At 72.9% G+C, this 17,697-nt stretch carries 17 protein-coding genes and 2 pseudogenes; 7 read left to right on the forward strand and 12 right to left on the reverse strand.

The window, feature by feature from the left end; translation table 11 throughout:
* Positions 1-659: 659 nt before the first annotated feature.
* Positions 660-803 (forward strand): hypothetical protein, encoded by a 144-nt coding sequence (locus tag OH807_RS01045; RefSeq protein WP_406192501.1) that lies wholly within the window; start codon positions 660-662, stop codon positions 801-803.
* Between the two features lie 184 nt (positions 804-987).
* Here OH807_RS01045 and OH807_RS01050 read toward each other — a convergent pair whose 3' ends face one another.
* Positions 988-1,377, reverse strand: coding sequence for a hypothetical protein (locus OH807_RS01050; protein ID WP_406192504.1), 390 nt, complete (start codon positions 1,375-1,377; stop codon positions 988-990).
* A 218-nt stretch (positions 1,378-1,595) separates the two neighbouring features.
* Positions 1,596-1,775 (reverse strand): hypothetical protein, encoded by a 180-nt coding sequence (locus OH807_RS01055; RefSeq protein ID WP_406192507.1) that lies wholly within the window; start codon positions 1,773-1,775, stop codon positions 1,596-1,598.
* A gap of 583 nt (positions 1,776-2,358) precedes the next feature.
* Between OH807_RS01055 and OH807_RS01060 the strand changes: the two genes are divergently transcribed.
* The gene (locus tag OH807_RS01060) at positions 2,359-2,574 is read left to right on the forward strand and encodes a DUF6980 family protein (protein ID WP_406192510.1); all 216 of its coding nucleotides are present in this window, start codon (positions 2,359-2,361) and stop codon (positions 2,572-2,574) included.
* A gap of 891 nt (positions 2,575-3,465) precedes the next feature.
* A pseudogene (locus tag OH807_RS01065) lies at positions 3,466-3,696 on the forward strand (methyltransferase domain-containing protein); the annotation flags it as partial.
* A 15-nt stretch (positions 3,697-3,711) separates the two neighbouring features.
* On the opposite strand, the gene OH807_RS01070 reads toward OH807_RS01065, so the two are convergent.
* The 5 genes from OH807_RS01070 to OH807_RS01090 form a co-directional block, all read right to left on the reverse strand.
* Positions 3,712-3,894, reverse strand: a complete 183-nt coding sequence (locus OH807_RS01070) for a hypothetical protein (RefSeq protein ID WP_406192513.1) — start codon at positions 3,892-3,894, stop codon at positions 3,712-3,714.
* A 350-nt stretch (positions 3,895-4,244) separates the two neighbouring features.
* Positions 4,245-5,510 carry a sensor histidine kinase gene (locus tag OH807_RS01075; protein WP_406192516.1) on the reverse strand — a complete coding sequence of 422 codons (1,266 nt, stop codon included), beginning with the start codon at positions 5,508-5,510 and terminating at the stop codon, positions 4,245-4,247.
* Positions 5,511-5,514: 4 nt separating this feature from the next.
* Positions 5,515-6,321, reverse strand: a complete 807-nt coding sequence (locus OH807_RS01080) for a response regulator transcription factor (protein WP_406210622.1) — start codon at positions 6,319-6,321, stop codon at positions 5,515-5,517.
* An 85-nt stretch (positions 6,322-6,406) separates the two neighbouring features.
* Complete coding sequence (locus OH807_RS01085; protein WP_406192519.1) at positions 6,407-7,489, reverse strand: endonuclease/exonuclease/phosphatase family protein; 1,083 nt, start codon at positions 7,487-7,489, stop codon at positions 6,407-6,409.
* Complete coding sequence (locus OH807_RS01090; RefSeq protein ID WP_406192522.1) at positions 7,486-8,472, reverse strand: D-alanyl-D-alanine carboxypeptidase family protein; 987 nt, start codon at positions 8,470-8,472, stop codon at positions 7,486-7,488. Before OH807_RS01090 ends, OH807_RS01085 begins: the two co-directional genes overlap by 4 nt.
* Positions 8,473-8,949: 477 nt before the next feature.
* Here OH807_RS01090 and OH807_RS01095 point away from each other — a divergent pair, with 477 nt between their 5' ends.
* Positions 8,950-9,582, forward strand: a complete 633-nt coding sequence (locus OH807_RS01095) for a hypothetical protein (RefSeq protein WP_406192525.1) — start codon at positions 8,950-8,952, stop codon at positions 9,580-9,582.
* A 24-nt stretch (positions 9,583-9,606) separates the two neighbouring features.
* Here the strand turns inward: OH807_RS01095 and OH807_RS01100 are convergent, their stop codons facing one another.
* Both OH807_RS01100 and OH807_RS01105 read right to left on the reverse strand, forming a co-directional pair.
* Positions 9,607-10,116: a DUF6183 family protein gene (locus OH807_RS01100; protein ID WP_406192528.1), complete on the reverse strand. Its 510-nt coding sequence runs from the start codon at positions 10,114-10,116 to the stop codon at positions 9,607-9,609.
* A gap of 252 nt (positions 10,117-10,368) precedes the next feature.
* The gene (locus OH807_RS01105; protein WP_406192530.1) at positions 10,369-11,559 is read right to left on the reverse strand and encodes a citrate/2-methylcitrate synthase; all 1,191 of its coding nucleotides are present in this window, start codon (positions 11,557-11,559) and stop codon (positions 10,369-10,371) included.
* 134 nt (positions 11,560-11,693) lie between these two features.
* On the opposite strand from OH807_RS01105, the gene OH807_RS01110 reads away from it, so the two are divergent.
* Positions 11,694-13,001, forward strand: a complete 1,308-nt coding sequence (locus tag OH807_RS01110) for a citrate/2-methylcitrate synthase (RefSeq protein ID WP_406192533.1) — start codon at positions 11,694-11,696, stop codon at positions 12,999-13,001.
* Between the two features lie 207 nt (positions 13,002-13,208).
* Entirely contained in the window at positions 13,209-14,006 is a 798-nt protein-coding gene (locus OH807_RS01115; protein ID WP_406192536.1) for a hypothetical protein, read from the forward strand.
* Positions 14,007-14,072: 66 nt separating this feature from the next.
* Here the strand turns inward: OH807_RS01115 and OH807_RS01120 are convergent, their stop codons facing one another.
* Positions 14,073-14,486: a hypothetical protein gene (locus OH807_RS01120; RefSeq protein ID WP_406192539.1), complete on the reverse strand. Its 414-nt coding sequence runs from the start codon at positions 14,484-14,486 to the stop codon at positions 14,073-14,075.
* A 147-nt stretch (positions 14,487-14,633) separates the two neighbouring features.
* Positions 14,634-15,554 carry an NAD-dependent epimerase/dehydratase family protein gene (locus OH807_RS01125; RefSeq protein ID WP_406192542.1) on the reverse strand — a complete coding sequence of 307 codons (921 nt, stop codon included), beginning with the start codon at positions 15,552-15,554 and terminating at the stop codon, positions 14,634-14,636.
* A 130-nt stretch (positions 15,555-15,684) separates the two neighbouring features.
* On the opposite strand from OH807_RS01125, the gene OH807_RS01130 reads away from it, so the two are divergent.
* A complete protein-coding gene (locus OH807_RS01130) occupies positions 15,685-16,404 on the forward strand; it encodes a TetR/AcrR family transcriptional regulator (RefSeq protein ID WP_406192545.1) in 720 nt (239 codons plus the stop codon).
* A gap of 404 nt (positions 16,405-16,808) precedes the next feature.
* Here the strand turns inward: OH807_RS01130 and OH807_RS01135 are convergent.
* Positions 16,809-17,692, reverse strand: a pseudogene (locus tag OH807_RS01135) (LuxR C-terminal-related transcriptional regulator).
* Positions 17,693-17,697 lie beyond the last annotated feature (5 nt).

A 17,697-nucleotide genomic window follows, 5' to 3' on the forward strand; every position in this document is an offset into this window, starting at 1 on the left:
GGTCACGGTCCGGAGGGTGACCGACTCGCGACGACGGCGACGCCCGGACGGACACAGGCCAGCCCGCCGGACCTCGCGGCGGCCACTCAATGGCCAATGAGCACCCGGCCCACTCACCGGCCCCGCCCCCGCGACCGGTTCCGGCACCATCGACACACGACGGCCACCGCCCGCATCTCGGATGCGGGCGGCCGGCCCGGCCGGTTCCCGGCACGAGACAGGCGCCAACGGCGCAGCCGGCCACGGATCCGGATCCGGATCCACCGCACACCACGCCGTCCGGGGCGGACCGCCGCACCCTGCCGCGCAGACGCAGCAGCAGCCGGCGGCCAGGTCAACCCCGGGTGTTGACGGCGTCCTTGAAAGCCTTCCCGCGGTGAACTTCACCGTCCGGGACGCCGCGGTCTCGATCGCCTCACCCGTGCGCGCGGCGCGCTTGCCGGCCGAGTAGGAGCGGACGAATCGGCGAGCATCGAATTCGCGCCCTGTTACCAGCTGTCCGCGACGACCTCGGTGTCCGTGAGGCCCCGCTGCTCGGCGAGCCGGAGCCAGCAGGGTGAACACCCCGCCGGCACCAGCGCTGGCCACATACCCGCAACCCTGACGAGTTCATCAGCTCGCAGACCGCGCACACCCGGGCCCCGGTCACAACCGGCTGGATGCAGCCTCTGCTGCGCGGCCTCCCGGTCACCGCCCAGCAACTTCGCGAGGACCGAATCCTCGAAGAGGCCGCCGTCACCGGCGCTGACCCGCAGCACCTATGCGCGGTGTTCAACATCACTCCGGAGACCGGACTCCGCTAGACCCGCTTCTTCCACCCCGACCCCCACGGACAGCGACGACGTATCCGGCTGCAACATGGAGACATCGTGACCGACCACCACGCTCACCTGCTCGCCGCCATCGTCGGGCCCGGCGGTGAGCCGGAGCTCCCAGCTACCCGCAACGGGCGCTTCAGGGGCGCGGTCGTCCCGGAAGGCTGCGCGGTCAGCGCCGGCCGCCGCCGATGCGGCGGTCGTCGGCCAGTCCGGTCAGCGGGCCGAACTCGCAGGCAAGCTCGTTCCACGTCAGAACCTCGCCACAGCGGGCCGGGAACTCCTTCGGGTCGAACTCGGGCATGGTCCAGGTGCCAGTGCCCCGGTCCCGCAGCCACAGGTCCCCGTCACCGTCGACCACAGTCGGCGGGACCGGCACGGGCTCGGCCTGATCGGTGGGATCCCAGGTGACCCGGCCCGGGTGGGAAACGCGGCGCAGCTCGGTGGTGGCCAGCCGCGCGGCCAAGTCACGGGTGGACTCTTCGGCGTCCTTGACCGACGCGAGTCGGAATGCGTCGTCGAGCACGGGCAGGGCTGGATTCTTGCTGCGCTTTGAACTCATACGCTGACTACCTCCGGTGGGGGGCGTCACATCCGTTGTGGCACCCCGTAGAGGAACACGGTATCCGAGGCGGGAGCCAGGCCGGCTACGACTGCCCTGGTCGGCCAGAGCGCGGGCGAGGTGGGCGCGCAGGACCTGCGGCAGACACCGGGGTACAGGTCGACGTGCGCCGCAGCGGGGGAAAGGCGCCCGCTGCCGGCCGACATCGACCGGTCGGCCTACCGTGTCGTCCAGGAGGCGACGGTCGAAGCCCGCTGGGCGCGGGTGGCGACGATGAAGCCGAGGACAAGGTCCACCGCCAGGAACGGCAGAAACGGGTTCTGGTACGAAGCCGACAGGTCCACCGGGGCGGCGCTCCGGAGGCCCACAACCACGGCGATGGATCCGAAGAGTGCCATGGCCAGAGCCAGGATCGGCCCGCGTCGCAGAACGCCGACGAGCAGGCTCGCCGCCAGCAGCGCCCGATGCCGTGGACCGTGCCCGAAGCCCGCGGCGCACCTCCGATGAGCAGACCCACCGCGAGGACGCAGAGGACACCCCCCACCCAGGTCATGACCTTCGTTCTCGTCATCGCAGGTGTGCCCTCTCCAGGCGGTGTGCCCTCTCCGGAGGAAGGCCGCGCGGTGCGTCGCCCGCGGGCGACGCGGTGGTCGATATGGCATCCATCCCGCGAGACCATCCAGCCCTGGGACCTGCGGCGTACGCCCAGGGGCGGACACCCGCCACACGCCGTCCGCGCGCAGCCGGACCAGGCGCCAGCAGCGGTCCGCCTGGACGGTGCCGGGCGGACCGGCCAGTTCGCCGGGAACCCGGACGGCGTCCCGCCAGGTGCCGAGGTGGGGGCCGGTACTCGGAGGCGGTTCGTCGGGTTCGGGCACCGGGCGGATGCGGTCACTGTCGTGCACGAACGTGCCACCCAGCGATCATCACAGACCGTGATCTACTTCGGGGCGTAGTGTCGATCAACGAGAAGCCGAGGTCATGACCAGTCACTGCTGCGAGGCGATGAGCCGCCGGGTGAACGTGCCCTGCGACCAGCACAACGATCCCTTTGCCTGTCCGGACGCGTTGATCACCTTCAGCACCAAGTTCCAGGAGTACGGGCTGATCATCCACGACGGCGGCACATCGAGCATCACTATCGACTTCTGCCCCTGGTGTGGACGACGTCTCCCCGAATCCATCCACCAGGTTTGAGCCGGCTCCTTGCTTACGGAGCTTCAACCTCGCTGGACCGACCCGCGCCGTCCGGTGGTCCCGGCACGTCCCACCGTTCTCGGGGCAGCTTGGCGCCCTCCCCGGCGTTCCCCGGGTCAGGCCGTCCCCTGCTTCACCAGAGCGTTGCGACGGCCCGGCCGAGACGGTCTTTCAGCTCCACGCGATCGTCCAGTACTTCGTGGCGCACACTCGTCCCAGCGAAGACTGAACGATGCCCGGTACCGCGTCTGCCGGAGCGCTTTTCGCAGGGCAATGGTGCACGCGACTGCGGCCAGGAGCAGAGCCAGTGGAGCCGCCAAGGCGGCAGCCCAGGCCGTGAAGCCCTTCCAGGGGACGACGTAGGAGCCCCATGGCGTCTTCACCGCGTCCACATGCTCGCCGGGGTGACCGTCGTGGCGTAGCGAGACATGGGTGCCGTCGGCGAGAAGGCCGTCGCACTGCACGTAGTCGTTGCGGCCGGCATGTCTGGTCTCACACTCCGACACCGTCACACGCTCCAGCGACTCCTGCGGCGCGACCAGGGACAGCCCGAGCACGAGGGCGATGCCCGCCGCACACACGCACATCCCCGTCAGCACTGCCCACAGCCCGACCGCCCACCGCCGGCCCGCACCGCCCCCAACCGTCATGACACGAAAGCTACCCGCCTGAAAACCGAGTAGGAGCGGCAGGGGCGGGGGGTCGGGGACAGTAACGCCGCGGCGGCCAGGAGCAGCAGGCCCCGAAGCAACGGGCGGGACAGCAGGCCTGGCAACGCGGGCAGGGTCAGGAGCTCCACCCGCCGGAACCATCCCGGACGTCCGGCCCGCGTACGATCCCCACTTGTTCGCCCTGCTCGGCCGGCGTTTCGCTCTGGACGGGTCCCAGCGCGTGCTGGACCTGGGGGCGGGCAGCGGGGCTCGCACGCTGCCGCCGGCTCCCCTCCTGCGCGAGGTGATCGCCGTCGATCCGGAGCCTGCCATGCTCGCCGAGGGCCGCCGGCTCGCCGCCCGGGCAGGGGTGACCGGCATCGACTGGCGCCTCGGAAGCTCCGACACACTGCTCGCGATGGACGTGGGACCGGTGCTGCTGGCGGTGATGGGAGCCTCGTTCCACTGGACCGACCGGGAACGGCTGCTACGCGACCTGGACACCCTGATCGAGCCCGGGGGTGCGGTGGTGCTGGCGACCTGCGGCGCCCAGCACGACGACCTCGAACCGCCGCCCCGGCTGCGCGTGGTCGAGGAGGTCCGCCGTTGCCATCCGGCCCCGGAACGCCTGCGGGGATCCGGGCCGGCCGGGTACCCCGACGTGCGTCACCAGGAGGTCCTGCTCCGCTCGCCGTTCTCCCGGATCGAGGAGGTCCACTGGGACCGGACGGTCAGCCGCAGCGCGGAGGAGATCATCGGTCTTCAGCTCTCCTACGGCTTCACCAGCCCGGCCGCACTCGGCCCCGACCGGGCGGCCTTCGAGGATGACCTCCGCCAGGCCCTGAACACCTTCGCTCCCGACCGCGAACCGTGTGACGAGCGTGTCCGCACAGAGGTGGTTGTCGCCGCCCGTGCCACGGCCTCGAACCATGATCCTTCTCAGCGACAACGGCTGCGCCGGTACCACAGCCGAGGTCGGCGCCGGCGCAGGGGTTGCCGGGTGCGTTCGGGGTTCGGGGTTCAGGGGTCGGGGAGGTCGAGGGTGGCGAGGGCTCCGCCGTCGGGAGCGTTCGCGAAGGTCAGCCGGGCGTTGAGGACCACCGCCTGCCCGGTGGCGATGGTGAGGCCGAGGCCATGTCCCTGGCCCCGTTCGGCGGCGCCGGTGCGGAAGCGCTGCGGCCCGTCGGCGAGGAGGGCGTCCGGGAAGCCCGGTCCGTGGTCTCGCACGGTGATCCGGCTGCCGGTGACGGTGACCTCGACGGGGGCGGTGCCGTGCCGGTGGGCGTTGGCGACGAGATTGCTGAGGATCCGCTCCACGCGGCGCGGGTCGGTGCGGACGGTGGCGGGCGTCGTCAGCCGGAGCCGGACGTCGCCGTCGCCCTTCCTGCTCACCTCGTCGACGAGATCGCCCAGGGGGACCTCGTCGAGTCGGGCGCTCTCGGCGCCGGCGTCGAGGCGGGAGACCTCCAGCAGGTCCTCCACCAGGGCGCGCAGGGCGCGGACCTGTGTGCGGACCAGATCGGTGGCCTCGTCGTCCTCGGGCAGCAGTCCGGCGGCCGTGACCAGGCCCATCAGCGGGGTGCGAAGTTCGTGGGCGACGTCGGCGGTGAAGCGCTTCTCCGCGGCGAGCCGGCCCTGCAGCGTCGCGGCCATCTCGTCCACGGCCGTGGACATCTCGGTGATCTCGTCCCGGGCGCGGCCCCGGCGGCCGATCCGGGCATCGAGGTCGCCGTCCGCGATCCGGCGAGCGGTCCGGGAGCCGTGGCGCAGGCGTCGGTTCATCCGCTCCGCCGCCAGCACGGTGACGGGGACGGCAACGGCCAGGGCGACAAGGGCGGCCTTGACGATGCTGCGGTCCAGCAGTTGGAGGCTGCGCACGGTGGCACTCATGTCGGTCCGGACGGCAAGCACCTGGCCGTCACCGACCGGGACGGCTGCCCACATCCAGTACCAGTTCGGTGCTTTGACGTCGTACCACAGGGCGTAGTCCCCCGGCGCCTTCGAGCCTTCGACGGCCCGGGCCAGCGGCCGGGGCAGGCCGTCGAGGGGTTCGAGGGAGGCGTTGTCGGGGCGGCGGCCGGTACGGGAGAACTCCTTCTCGGCGGCCGCCAGTTGCGCAACCGCCTGGTCGCGCCCGGTCCGGTCGCCGCGCTCCGCGGTCGCCTGGTGGACGAGCACGCCGATCACCACGGCAACCGCACCGCAGGCGAGCGCGACCAGGGCAGTGATCTTCCAGCGCAGGGAGCGCGGGTCCAGGAGGTGCGGGCCGATGTGTCGTGCGGTCATCGCGTCAGCTCCGCAGAAGCTTGTAGCCGAAGCCGCGGACGGTTTCGATGCGGTCGGCGCCGATCTTCTTGCGCAGCCGTACCACGCACAGGTCGACCACCCTGGTGTCGCCCTCCCAGCCGTAGTCCCACACCTCGCGCAGCAGGCGGCGGCGGTCCAGGACCGTGCCGGGGTTCTCCGCGAAAACGAGCAGCAGGCGCAGTTCGGTGGGCGTGAGGGCAACGGCACGGCCGTCCGTACAGACGTCCAGGCCGCGCGGGTCGATGGTCAGGCCACCGAAGGTGAGCAGGTCCGGTGCTTCCCCGGCAGGTACGTACCGGTGGCGACCGTTCGGCTCGCCCGCCGCGATCGGCTCCTCCCGCACGGGCTCCGCAGCCGGGCGGTCGCGGAAGGTGGCGCGGCGCAGCAGGGAGCGGATGCGGGCGACGAGGACGGGGATGTCGACGGGCTTGACCACGTAGTCGTCGGCACCGGCCTCCAGGCCGGCCACGACGTCGAGGGCGTCGCCGCGGGCGGACATCATCAGGATGGGGGTGAGGGTTTCCTCGCGGACCCGCCGGCACAGGCTGATGCCGTCGAGGCCGGGCAGCATCACGTCCAGGATCAGGACGTCGTGTGCGCCGGCCCGGACGGCGTCCAGGCCGTCGAGCCCGTCGCCGGTGACGTCGACCTGGTAGCCGTAGCGTTCCAGTGCCAGTTGGACCGAGCGGCGGATGACCGCGTCGTCCTCGACGAGGAGCACGTTGACCGCTTCGGGTACTCGGGTGGCGGACAAGAGCTCTCCGTTGTCATTGCCGTGGGGTTGGGGCATCATTCCAGCACGTCCGGGGCGGTCTCCGTCGCCGGGGCTGCCGCGCGGAGCCCGCCGCCGGAGGTGTGGCGGGCAGGCGGGACTGTCACAGCCGCAGGGACGCCGCGACCGGGAGGTGGTCGCTGCCGGTGTCCGGCAGGGTCCACGCGGAGCGCGGGGTGATGCCCTTCACCAGGATCTGGTCGATGCGCACCACCGGGAACGGCGCGGGCCAGGTGAAGCCGAAGCCGTCGCCGGCTTCCTGCTGGGCCGAGCGCAGCGGCCCGGTGAGCCTGTGCAGTGCGGAGTCGTCGAAGGAGCCGTTGAGGTCGCCCAGGACGACGATCCTCGCGAGCGGCTCGTTCTGGACGGCCGCGGCGAGCTTGGCCGCCGCTTCGTTGCGGCCGGCGGTGGTGAATCCCGCGTCCGGGCGCACCCGGACCGAGGCGAGGTGCGCCGTGTAGAGGGCGACGGGGCCCTTGGGAGTGAGGACGGTGGCGCGCAGGGCGCGGGTCCAGGGCATGATCTCCACCGGCTCCACCCCCTGGAGCGGGTACTTGCTCCACAGGCCGATACCACCGTGCACCTGGGAGTAGGGGTAGGTGGCGGCCAGCTCGCGCCGGTAGGTCTCCTGCGCCCGGCCGGCCAGTTCCTCCACCGCCACGACGTCGGCTCCGGAGCCGGCGAGGGCGCGTGCCGTCCGGCGTGGGTCGGGGTTGTCCTCGTTCACGTTGTGGCTGACGACGGTGAAGTCCCCGCCGTCCGTGCGCTTGTCGACCAGGGCGGGTGCGAACAGAACGGTCCAGACAAGGGCGGGCAGCAGGACGGCCACCGCTGCCGGGGCGGAGCGCCGTAGTGCCGCGAGGAGGAGCAGCAGCGTGATGCCCAGGCCCGTCCAGGGCAGCACGGTCTGCCAGAGGCTGACGAGGTTGAACGGGCCGTTCGGCAGCCAGGGGCTCAGGGCCATCAGGGCGGCGAGCACAGCGGCGGCCCCCGCGATCAGCCGCCCGCGCCGCCCCACGGCACGACGACGAAGGACCCGGTGGTGAAGGACGCGGTGGCGAAGGACGCGGTGGCGAACCGTCCGGCGGCGGGGTCTGCGCCCGTCGTCGTTGCCGGGTCGGTGGGCCGGCGTGGCGGTGTCCACGGTCGGGGGTGTCGTCGGATCCGTGCCGGTGAGCGCGTTCATGCCCACTCCTGCCGGCCGCCGTCGAGTGCCGGCAGGACGTCGGGCAGCTTCTGCCGCAGGGCGTCGACGAGCCGGCTGCTGCGCTCCAGGGCGGCCCGCAGGCCGTCGGCGGGGGTGGTGCCGGCACGCTGGCCGAGCACCACACCGTAGACGAGCCGGCGCCCCGAGCCGGTCCTGCCGTCGGCCACCTCCAGCGCCCACATCAGGTTCCCGCCGGCCGGGGTGCTCGAACCGGTCTTCAGGCCCACCACCCCGGGCAGGTCGAGCAGCCCATTGGTGTTGCGCAGCGGTGCGGCGCGGCCCGGGAGCGTGGTGTCGCGCAGGGCCACAGTGGCCCGCAGCGCCGGGTCCTTCATCGCCTCACGGGCCAGTTTGAGCTGGTCGGCGGCGGTGGACACGGTCGTGGCCTCAAGGCCGCTGGCCCCGGTGTAGGTGGTGCCGGCCATCCCCAGCCGGGCGGCCTGCGCGTTCATCCGGGACACGAACGCCTCCTCGCTGCCCGCGTCCCACCGGGCCAGCAGCCGGGCCACGTTGTTGGCGGAGGGCAGCAGCATCACCTCCAGCAGCTTGCGCTGGGTCAGGCGCTGCCCGGCGGTGACGGGGGCGGTGGACTCGTCCGCCGAACCCGCCTCCGCGGCGGCCTGCGCGTCGACCGTGATCGTCGGCCCGTGCTCGCCGTCCTTGAGCGGGTGGTCCCTGAGAACGACGTACGCCGTCATCACCTTGGTGACGCTCGCGATCGGCACCGGCTGCTGCGGTCCTTTGACGCCGAGCACGCCGACCTTCGCCGCCGCGACCGCCGACTGTCCTTCCTCCGGCCACGGGAGACCGAGGGCGGCGATCGCGTCGGGTGCCGGCAGCACCAGCGCCCCGCCGGCCCGGGTGTCGTTGCCAGTGGCCGCGTCGCCGCCCTGCCGGATGGCCGGGATGCCACCGCCGGCCCCGGCACCGGCACCGGCTCCGGCGAGCAGGACAACGGCCAAGGCCCACAGCGCCCTGCGGCGGACCGGGGGAAGCCGACCGGGCCGACCGGGCGCGGTACGCCGGTCTCGGTCTTCGGATTGCGTGGGGACTGACACGACGGCGGCCTCCCGGAGCCAGAGGGACAACGTCCCGGGGCGGTGGCCACCGGGTGTGCCTACAGGCTCCGCGACCGGCACTTCGGCCCGGTGGTGGCGCGGCTTCCGCCATCGCGCAGTCGTGTATCAGCCGTGTATCCGGACGGCCGCTGTCGCACTGTCGGAGGCCGGGCAGGTCCCGCAAGCCTCCAGCTCCAGGCCGGCACCGTGCACCCACCACCCCCGCCCGGGCCGGGGTGCAAGGATGGCCACCGCACGGTCCTGGAGCGCACGGCCCAATGAGGCCGACACCTCCCAACAGGGGTGTCGTTGCTGCCGAGTGGCATCCGGCCGTGCTCGGCCGCGTGGCCGGTTCCAGGGGCGGACAGCGGGAGAAGTCGGGTGTCGGATTCGATGTGGTCGGTGCTGGCGGAGAGCGAGCGTGAGCGGTGGGAGGCCATGCCGCTGGTGGGGGTGGGTCCGCTGCGGTTCGGTATGACGCGCGGGCAGGTCAGCGCCGCGTTGGGACGCGGGCCCGGGATGAGCAGCGGCGACTGCGCGGTCTACTCCCCGCCCGACCCACGGGTATGGGGGACCATGCTCACGGCCTACTTCCGCCCCGCCGGAGCGGACGACGTTCCGCCGGACTTGCCAGGCCACTCCCCCACGGAGGAGATCGACGACGGCTACGAGTACATGCCCGGGCACAGGTGCGGTGGCGTGCTCGCTGCACTCGCCGTCGACGCCCGGTTCGGTCCGCAGGTCCGCTGGGAGGGTCTGGCCCTGACCGGACGCGTGCCGTCGGCGACCGAAGACGCGGTACACGCCGAGCTCCAGGACCGCGGCCTGGACAAGCAGATCCGCTTCTCCCAGGAAGGCACCTACAGTTACGGGGAAATCGGCCTCCTGCTGCGCGTCCAGCGCGCCGGCGACATCCTGCTCACCCGGCCGGTCTTCGCCGCCCCGGCCTGGATCGAGCGCCTGGGTGACACCTCGGAAGGACCGATTCCCGCCCGGGAGTGGAACAACCACTGACCAGCGCCACCGGGCAACGTCATCTCACTCCACCCCGGAAGACCCGCCGCGCAGCAGCCCACCACGGCCGAACCGGGCCGGGACCGAACAGCCGGGCAACAGCAGGCACAGTGGTGGGCCACACCGGTGCTGGGCCTCCCGGGGGTGCACCGCATCCGCCTGCTCCCCGTACACCACCCGCTCGATGTCCTCGGCACCTTGACCGTGGGCGACGAGCGCCGCCAGCGCGCGCTCCTCCCGCTGCCGTTGCCGGCCGTCCGGTGCGAGCGAAAGCGGCGTCCGGAGCAGAGCGCGCAGGCTCTCCGGTGCCGCGCAGCCGGCCAGACGTCGGAGGAGGTGGCCCAGCACCGCGAGGTGGTTGCCGGAGGGAATCCCTTCCGCTGCGGCCTGCCCGGCGATGTCCCCGGCGAGGTCGACGACCCAGTCGAAGTCGCCGACCGCGACCCGCAGGTCGATCCCGTGCCGGAGCGCGGCGACATCCGCGTGTTCGGCTGCGGACAGCGCCGCCACCGTGCGGGCCTGATCCTCCTTCATCCGGGGTGGTGTCTCGTCTCGGTCTCGCACGGGCGGCTGGTGTCGGCCGAGTCTGGCCACGGCAGCCCGCCGTCGAAGCTCTGACCAGCGCGCCGGCCGCCGGCCCCGGGTGTGCATGCTGCCGCTGAACCCAGTGAAGGTCACAGTGTGTCCGCGGGCGGCGGTCGGGCGGTGGCAGAGACGGCGACCTGGCCTCCCGGGGCGCGCACCTCGACGACGCCCGCCGATCCGACGTGACCCGAAGGACACGCCCTACGCCGGCGGGACCGGCTGGGGCACGGCCGGGCCGACGTAGCGGGCGGCCGGGCGGATGATCTTGCTGTCGCGGGCCTGCTCCAGGATGTTGGCGCTCCAGCCGATCGCGCGGGCGGCCGCGAAGGTGGGGGTGAACATCTCGCGCGGCAGACCGCACAGGTGCATCACCACACCCGCGTAGAACTCGACGTTGGTGTGCAGCTCGCGGCCCGGCTTCAGCTCCGCCAGGATCGCCAGCACCTGCCGCTCCACCGCCACGGCGAACTCCACCAGCCCGCCGCCGAAGCCCTCGGCGACTCCGCGCAGCATCCGCGAGCGCGGGTCCTCGGTGCGGTAGACCGGGTGTCCGAAGCCCATGATCCGGTCGCCGGCCAACACCCGGGCGCGGATCCACGGGTCGATCCGGTCCGGGGTGCCGATCGCGTCCAGCGTGTCCAGGGCCCGGCTGGGGGCGCCGCCGTGCAGCGGACCGGAGAGCGCGCCCAGCCCGCCGACCAGGCAGGCGGCCAGGTCGGCGCCGGTGGAGGCGATCACCCGCGAGGTGAAGGTCGAGGCGTTGAAGCCGTGGTCGACGGTGGCGATCAGGTACTGCTCGATCGCCCGGGCCTCGGCCGGGCCCGGCTCGCGGCCGGTCAGCATATACAGGTAGTTGGCGGCGTACGACAGGTCCGCGCGCGGCTCGACGGGCTGCTCGCCGTGCTGCAGCCGGTGCACCGCGGTGAGGACGGTGGGCACCAGGGCGGTGGCGAAGAGCGCGTCCGCCAGCCGCTGCTCGGGGGCGGTGTCGTAGAGCGGGCGCAGGCCGCGGTCGGCGGCCGCGAGGGAGAGCGCGGGGCCGAGCGCGGCCAGCGGGCCGGCCGGGGCCGTCGCCGCGGCGAGCGCGGGAAGTACGGCGCGCAGCGGTTCGGGCAGCCGGCGCAGCGGGGCGGTGCGGGCGTCGAAGGCGGCCCGGGCGGCGGCGTCCGGCAGTTCGCCGAGCAGCATCAGGTGCCAGACGTCCTCCAGGGTGCGCTGCTCGGCCAGCTCGATCGCCGAGTACTGCCGGTAGTGGTAGAAGCCCTCCAGCCCGCGGACGTCGCTGAGCGCGGTCTCGGTGACCACGACGCCCTTGAGGCCGCGGGGCACTTCGATGCCCTCGCTGCCGGGGGCGGCGACGTTCGTCCGGGACGGGGTTATCGCGGTCGACATGAGTACCTCCTCGGAACGGCTTGACAGCCAGTACTCTGCAAGCATTGATACATGTTGTCAACGTTGATTGGAGTCAATGTGAGATACTGCGGACAGGTCGCCGGGAGGCCGGCGGGCCTGATGGGAGGCCATGGATGAGCACCGGCAGGTTGACCACGCAGCAGGTCGCCGAGCTGCTCGGAGTCAAAGTGCAGACGGTGTACGCCTACGCCAGCCGCGGACTGCTGAGCAGCGAGCGGGTGCCCGGCGGCAAGGGCAGCACCTTCGACGCCGCGGAGGTGGCGGCGCTGGCGACGGGGCAGCGCCGGCAGCTGCCCCGGCCCGGCGGCGGCGCGGGTGGTTCCGGCGCTGCTGGCACGGCCGGCGGGGCCGGGGCCGAGTGGCCGTCGACCGAGCCGGTCACCGTGCACACCGAGCTCACCCTGATCGAGGACGGCCGGCTCTACTACCGCGGAGTGGACGTCGTGCGGTTCGCCGAGCGGCACCGGTTCGAGGCGGCGGTCGGGCTGCTCTGGGGCGTCGGCGCCGAACCCGGCGTGCAGCTGGCGGCGGCCCCCGACCTGGTCGCCGCGCTGCGCCGGGCCGGCGACACGCTGCCGGCCGGCACCCGGCTGCCCGACCGACTGCTGGTCACGGCCGCGGTCGCGGCCTCGCTGGACCCGCTCCGCTTCGACCTGCGCACCGAGAACGTGCGGGCCACCGGTGCGACGCTGATCGCCGCCCTTGTGGAAGCGCTGCCGGGGGAGCCCGACCCGGCGGGAGAGCTCGTCGGGGCGGACGCTCCCGGGGGCTCGCTCGCGGCCCGGCTGTGGACCCGGTTGACCGCCGGACCGCCGCCGGCCGGGGCCGTCGACTGCCTCGACCGGGCCCTGGTGCTGCTCGCCGACCACGAGCTGGCGGTCTCCACGGTCGCCGCCCGGGTCGCCGCCTCGGCGCGGGCGCACCCGTACGCGGTGGTCTCGGCCGGCCTGGGGGCGAGTGACGGGCCGCTGCACGGCGCCGCCAGTGCGCCGGCCCACCGGCTGCTCGACGAGGTGCTGGCCGCCGGGAGTGCGGTGCCGGTGGTCTCCGAGTACCTGCGCACCGGCCGCCCGATCCCCGGCCTGGGGCACCGGCTCTACCCGCAGGGCGACCCCCGCGCCGTCGCGCTGCTCGCCGCGGTCGGCCGGCTGCCCGGCGCCGGGCCGGTGCTGGCCGCGGTCGAGGAGCTGGTCCGGGCAGCCGGCGGGCACCGGGCGCCGGCCGCCGAGACCGCCAACGTGGACCTGGCGCTGGCCGCCTTCGCGCAACTCACCGGGATGTCGGCGGAGGCCGGCGAGGTGATCTTCTCGGTGGCCCGGACCGCGGGGTGGCTGGCCCACGCGATGGAGGAGTACCGGGCGGAGCCGCTGCGGATGCGGGCACGCGGCGTGTACACCGGGCCGCGGCCGGAGCGGGTTTAGGGCTTGTCGACCGGACGCGAGGGACGGGCGTTCCGCCGGCCCTCCCCTCGGTCGCGCTTGCTGAGCATCAACGGCTCGATGGAGGTATCACTCCCGATTCGCATCCTGTGCCGGCCGGCGGCACGGCTGCCTCATCCGGTTCGGCAGGACCGGCACCGGCGACGGCACGGGGCGCGGCTTCCCAGAGGTGCCGGTGATCATTAAGGTGTGGAAGCTGTGAGCATGCATGGATCCGGTGACGACCTGTGGGAAGACTTCGTCAAGGAGTTCGAGAAGAACAACGCGGCACGGGAGCCGAGTGCCCCCGAACAGGCGAGCCGGCCCGTGAGACGAAACGCGCGACGCCGGCTGCTCTTTCCGGTGGCCGCTGCGCTGCTGGTGACAGCGGGCGCGGGGGCGTACCTGCTCCGGCCGTCGAGCCGTATACCGGCCGCGCCGGCCGCGCCGGCCGCGCCGGCATCGTCCGATCGCGCACCGCACGTGGCGACGCCGTCGATCGGTGCTTCGTCGGCAGAACCCGGCGCTCCGGCCTCGGCGATGCCGCTGTCCGTCCTTCCGGCGCAGGTCCAGGGGTACACGCTGGTGGCGGGCCTGGCGCGGCCGAACTGCACCGGCCCCGACACCGTGGCACCGACCCTCGCCGGGTTGATCACGCAGGGCCACGGCTGTCTCGGAGTCGACCTGGCCCTGTACAAGGACGCCGAGGGTAACCAGTACAACGTGGCGCTGTTCACCATGGCGGACCAGGGCGACGGCGTGCACCTGGTGAACTTTCTCGCCTCCCACGCCGACTCCTTCCAGGTCGCCATCCATGTCCCGCCCACGGATTCGGGCCTACGCCCGTTGCCGGCCAACAGCGGCCGCGTGCAGAACTTCGCGTCCTACGGGCACGGCGTGGTCGTCGGTTCGGCCCAGTGGTCCGACGGCCGGACCGCAGACCTCGACAAGCTGTCCGATCACCTCTCGCCGCTGACCGACGCCGTCATCAAGAACGTTCCCGCCTGACGGAGCGCCCGCCCCGCCCGGCTCGGTCCTCCGCGAAGGGCGAGGCGCCCTCCTGGGCGCCCGCTGTCAGTGACAGGTGAAAACCGGTTTCGCGTCCGGCCGGATCGGGCGCACGCGGTGCCGCGCGGTCTGGGCAACGACGAGGTCGAGGGCGACGGTGATCGGCACGTCCTGGCAGCCGGGTGCGCTCCGGTGCAGGGCGTCCGGTTCCGTCGGGTCAACAACCAGGCCCCACCGGGTCTCCACCGCGACCCGGTCCTGGGTGTCGACCGGGCGGTGACCGCGATCGGCGTGCGCGGGTCGGCCAGGTCGTCGGCGTAGGCCGCACGCTCCTTCGCCGTCCACGCAGAGCCGCCGACCGGCGGCCCCCACCAGGATCCGGTCGTCGACCGCGAGGCCGACGGCGGACACCAGGGCGAGGGCCGCCATGGCAGTGGCGAGCAGTATCAGCGGGCGGTGCCAGAGGCGGATCGTCATCATTTCCTCGGAGAGTGGACGGCACCGCGTCGCTCCACGCCACGCTGTGCTCGGCGTTGATTTCGCTGAACGCGGCTTCGGCCCGCTCCCGGCTTCGCCGCAGGGCACGCACAGCCCGACAGCCCGACAGCCGGTGCCGCGCACGTGGCGCTACCGGCCGAGCCGCGCCCGCCACCACTCGACGGTCGCCCCCAGTGCCTCGTCGATCGGGGTCGACACCTCGCCGAAGGTCGCGGTGTACGCCCGGGAGTCGAGGACGAACGGCCGGTCGAACTGGTACTGCACCTCCCGCAGTTCCCCGAGCATGGGGTTGACCAGGCCGACCAGGTGGAGTGGCCACCAAGGAATCCGGCCGACCCGGGCCGGCGGCAGACCCGCCAGCCGGCACAGGTGCCGGACCGCCTCCCGGGTCGAGAGCGGCGGGGCGGTGGGAACGTGCCAGGCGCGTCCCCATGCCCGCTCGTCGGTACCGAGCCGTACGAGCGCACGGGCGATGTCGGGGACGTAGGTGAAGCTGTGCGGTGCGTCCGGGTCGCCGATCAGCCTGACTGCCCGGCCGGCCAGGAGGGCGGGCATCATCCGTTGGGCGAGGTGGCCGGTCTCGGTGACGCCGGGCCCGAAGAAGTCCGAGGCCCGCGCCTCCGCGGCGCGGATCCGGCCGGCCCGGTGCCGGGCCGACGCGTCACGCCACATGCCGATGCGGACCCGGGCCTTGGCGCCGGTGCCTGCGAGCGGCAGGTCCTCCGTGATGGGGCCGTCGACGGGGCCGTAGCCGTACAGGTTGCCCATCGTCACCAGCACCGAGCCGGCGGACTCCGCCGCGTCGAGGAGGGCGTTCGCGATCGGTGGCCAGTCGGTGGGCCACCGGTGGTACAGCGGGCTCGCGCAGTTGTAGATCACGTCGGCGCCCTTGGTGGCTTGCCGGAGCGACGCCGTGTCGGTGACGTCGAGCGCCGTACTCCCGTCGCCGCCGGAGCGACTCACGAGGACGACCTCGTGCCCCTGTTCGTCGAGCAGTCGCGCCGTGGTGGCGCCGACGGGCCCCTTGCCGATGACGATGTGCCGTGCCATGCAGGTCCTCCTGGAAAATTGAGAGAGCAGTGCTCTCTCTTCGTCGAGGAGTGTTCTCGCAGTGGCGGGGAGAAGTCAAGAGCAGTGCTCTCTGTTGTGTGCACTGCTCTCGAATGACAGAATGGACGGCATGACGGCATCGCAGACCGCGCGGCAGCTGGCCCGCGCCGAGCTCACTCGCGCGATCAAGGAAGCCGCCACCCGCCAGCTCGCCGAGACCGGGGCGGCCGCGTTGTCGCTCCGCGCGGTGGCGCGCGACCTGGGCCTGGCCTCCTCGGCGCTGTACCGCTACTTCCCCAGCCGGGACGCACTGCTCACGGCGCTGATCATCGACGCGTTCAACGCGGTCGGAGCGGCCGCGGAGTCAGGGGCGGAGTCCGCCGCTCCCGCCGATCCGGGCACCCGGTGGCTTGCCGCATGCCGGGCGGTCCGCCAGTGGGCCCTGGCCCACCCGCACGAGTTCGCCCTGGTCTACGGCTCGCCCGTCCCCGGCTACCAGGCCCCGACCGACACGGTCGACCCCGCCACCCGGATCACCCGCCTGATGGCCGGCCTCGTCGTCGAGGCACACGCCTCGGGCCTCCTGCGACCCCCCACGCACCCGCTCCCCGGGCCGAGACTCGTCACCCAGCAGGTGCTCGACGGCGCGGGCGGGGCGCCGGCCGAACCGTACGCGGACCTGGTGGAACGGTCGCTCACCCTGTGGATCTCCCTGATCGGCACGATCAGCTTCGAGCTGTTCGGCCATCTGACCGAGGTGATCACGGACCGCCCCGCGTACTTCGACGCCGCCATGACCGTCGCAGCCGAGGCGATCGGGCTCCACGCCCTGCCACCCCCTCCTGCGTGACACCGCCCGAGCAGATCACGAGCGCCGGCGCCCCGGCCCGGCGCACCTTGCGCTCGCCGTGGACCTGCGTCCTGCCGCCCGAGCAGATCACGAGCGCCGGCGGCCCATGCCGTATACCTATACGAACTATGGCAAGCTGGGCGTAAGTGATAGTGCTCTACAGAGGAAAATCACCCATGACTCATGGAGCCCACCCCCACGCTCCTACCATCCGCGCCAACATCGACCGGGCCCGCGGCTGCGAAGAATGCCGCAGCTGGGGCACCGTGATCACACCCGAGGGCCGCCACGAGCTGTGCCCCAGATGTCAGCCCCCTGAATGAGCACCCCCCCATTCGTGGCCGGCGACCTCCCTGGCCGGCGACCTCCAGCATTCCGGTGTCGACCGCGCCCGACCCGCCGGTTCACAGCGGATCGGGCGCCAGTCCGGCCCGGTGGGCGAGGACGACCGCCTGGACGCGGTCCCGCAGGCCGAGTTTCGCCAGGATGCGTGACACGTAGGTCTTGACGGTCTCGGGCGTGATGAACATCTCCGCGGCGATCTCCGCGTTCGACAGCCCCTCGGCGATGAACCGGAACACTTCCAGCTCGCGGGGGTCAGCACGCGTACGACGTCGCGCCCGGCCGTCCGGGAGTCGTCGGCCGGGCGCAGGTGCCGGGCGAAGTGGCCGATGAGGTGGCGGGTGACGGCGGGGGCCAGCAGGGCCTCGCCCCGGGCGACGGTGCGGATGCCGTTGAGCAGCTCCGCCGGAGGCGCGTCCTTGAGAAGGAAGCCGCTCGCTCCGGCACGCAGCGCGTCGTAGACGTGGGCATCGACGTTGAACGTGGTGACGACCAGGACCTTCGGCGCGTCCTCGGCGCCGGGGCCGGCCAGCTGCCGCGTCGCCCGGATACCGTCGAGCATCCGCACCCGGGCACGCAGCCCGGCCCGTCCCCGTCCGCCCCCGGGGACCTTTGGGTGCACGGCGGTTCCGCGCGCGGCCGGTGCGGTGGCGGGTCCGTCCGTGGCGACCTCGATCCGGAGGTGTTCGTCGCCGTACCGGAGCAGGACCCGGGTCGGTGCCCCGGGCGCGTGCTTGAGGGCGTTGGTGAGCGCCTCCTGCACCACCCGGTACGCGGCCAGTTCCACGCCCACGGCCTGCGGGCGCCGCTCGCCCCGCCGGCTGAACTCGACCGGCTGACCCGCACTGCGGGCCCGCTCGACCAGGTCCCCCACCCGGCCCAGGGCGGGTGCCCGGTCCGCAGGTGCCCGGTCGACGGGTGCGCGATCCACGGGTTCCCGGTCCACGGCCG

The organism is Kitasatospora sp. NBC_01560, assembly GCF_045208415.1.
GTDB lineage: Bacteria > Actinomycetota > Actinomycetes > Streptomycetales > Streptomycetaceae > Kitasatospora.

Coding starts and splice junctions, on each gene's coding strand:
- OH807_RS01045 (WP_406192501.1), top strand. CDS start 660: ATGCAGCCTCTGCTGCGCGGCCTCCCGGTCACCGCCCAGCAACTTCGC.
- OH807_RS01050 (WP_406192504.1), bottom strand. CDS start 1,377: ATGAGTTCAAAGCGCAGCAAGAATCCAGCCCTGCCCGTGCTCGACGAC.
- OH807_RS01055 (WP_406192507.1), bottom strand. CDS start 1,775: ATGGCACTCTTCGGATCCATCGCCGTGGTTGTGGGCCTCCGGAGCGCC.
- OH807_RS01060 (WP_406192510.1), top strand. CDS start 2,359: ATGACCAGTCACTGCTGCGAGGCGATGAGCCGCCGGGTGAACGTGCCC.
- OH807_RS01075 (WP_406192516.1), bottom strand. CDS start 5,510: ATGACCGCACGACACATCGGCCCGCACCTCCTGGACCCGCGCTCCCTG.
- OH807_RS01080 (WP_406210622.1), bottom strand. CDS start 6,321: ATGCCCCAACCCCACGGCAATGACAACGGAGAGCTCTTGTCCGCCACC.
- OH807_RS01085 (WP_406192519.1), bottom strand. CDS start 7,489: ATGAACGCGCTCACCGGCACGGATCCGACGACACCCCCGACCGTGGAC.
- OH807_RS01100 (WP_406192528.1), bottom strand. CDS start 10,116: ATGAAGGAGGATCAGGCCCGCACGGTGGCGGCGCTGTCCGCAGCCGAA.
- OH807_RS01105 (WP_406192530.1), bottom strand. CDS start 11,559: ATGTCGACCGCGATAACCCCGTCCCGGACGAACGTCGCCGCCCCCGGC.
- OH807_RS01110 (WP_406192533.1), top strand. CDS start 11,694: ATGAGCACCGGCAGGTTGACCACGCAGCAGGTCGCCGAGCTGCTCGGA.
- OH807_RS01120 (WP_406192539.1), bottom strand. CDS start 14,486: ATGATGACGATCCGCCTCTGGCACCGCCCGCTGATACTGCTCGCCACT.
- OH807_RS01125 (WP_406192542.1), bottom strand. CDS start 15,554: ATGGCACGGCACATCGTCATCGGCAAGGGGCCCGTCGGCGCCACCACG.
- OH807_RS01130 (WP_406192545.1), top strand. CDS start 15,685: ATGACGGCATCGCAGACCGCGCGGCAGCTGGCCCGCGCCGAGCTCACT.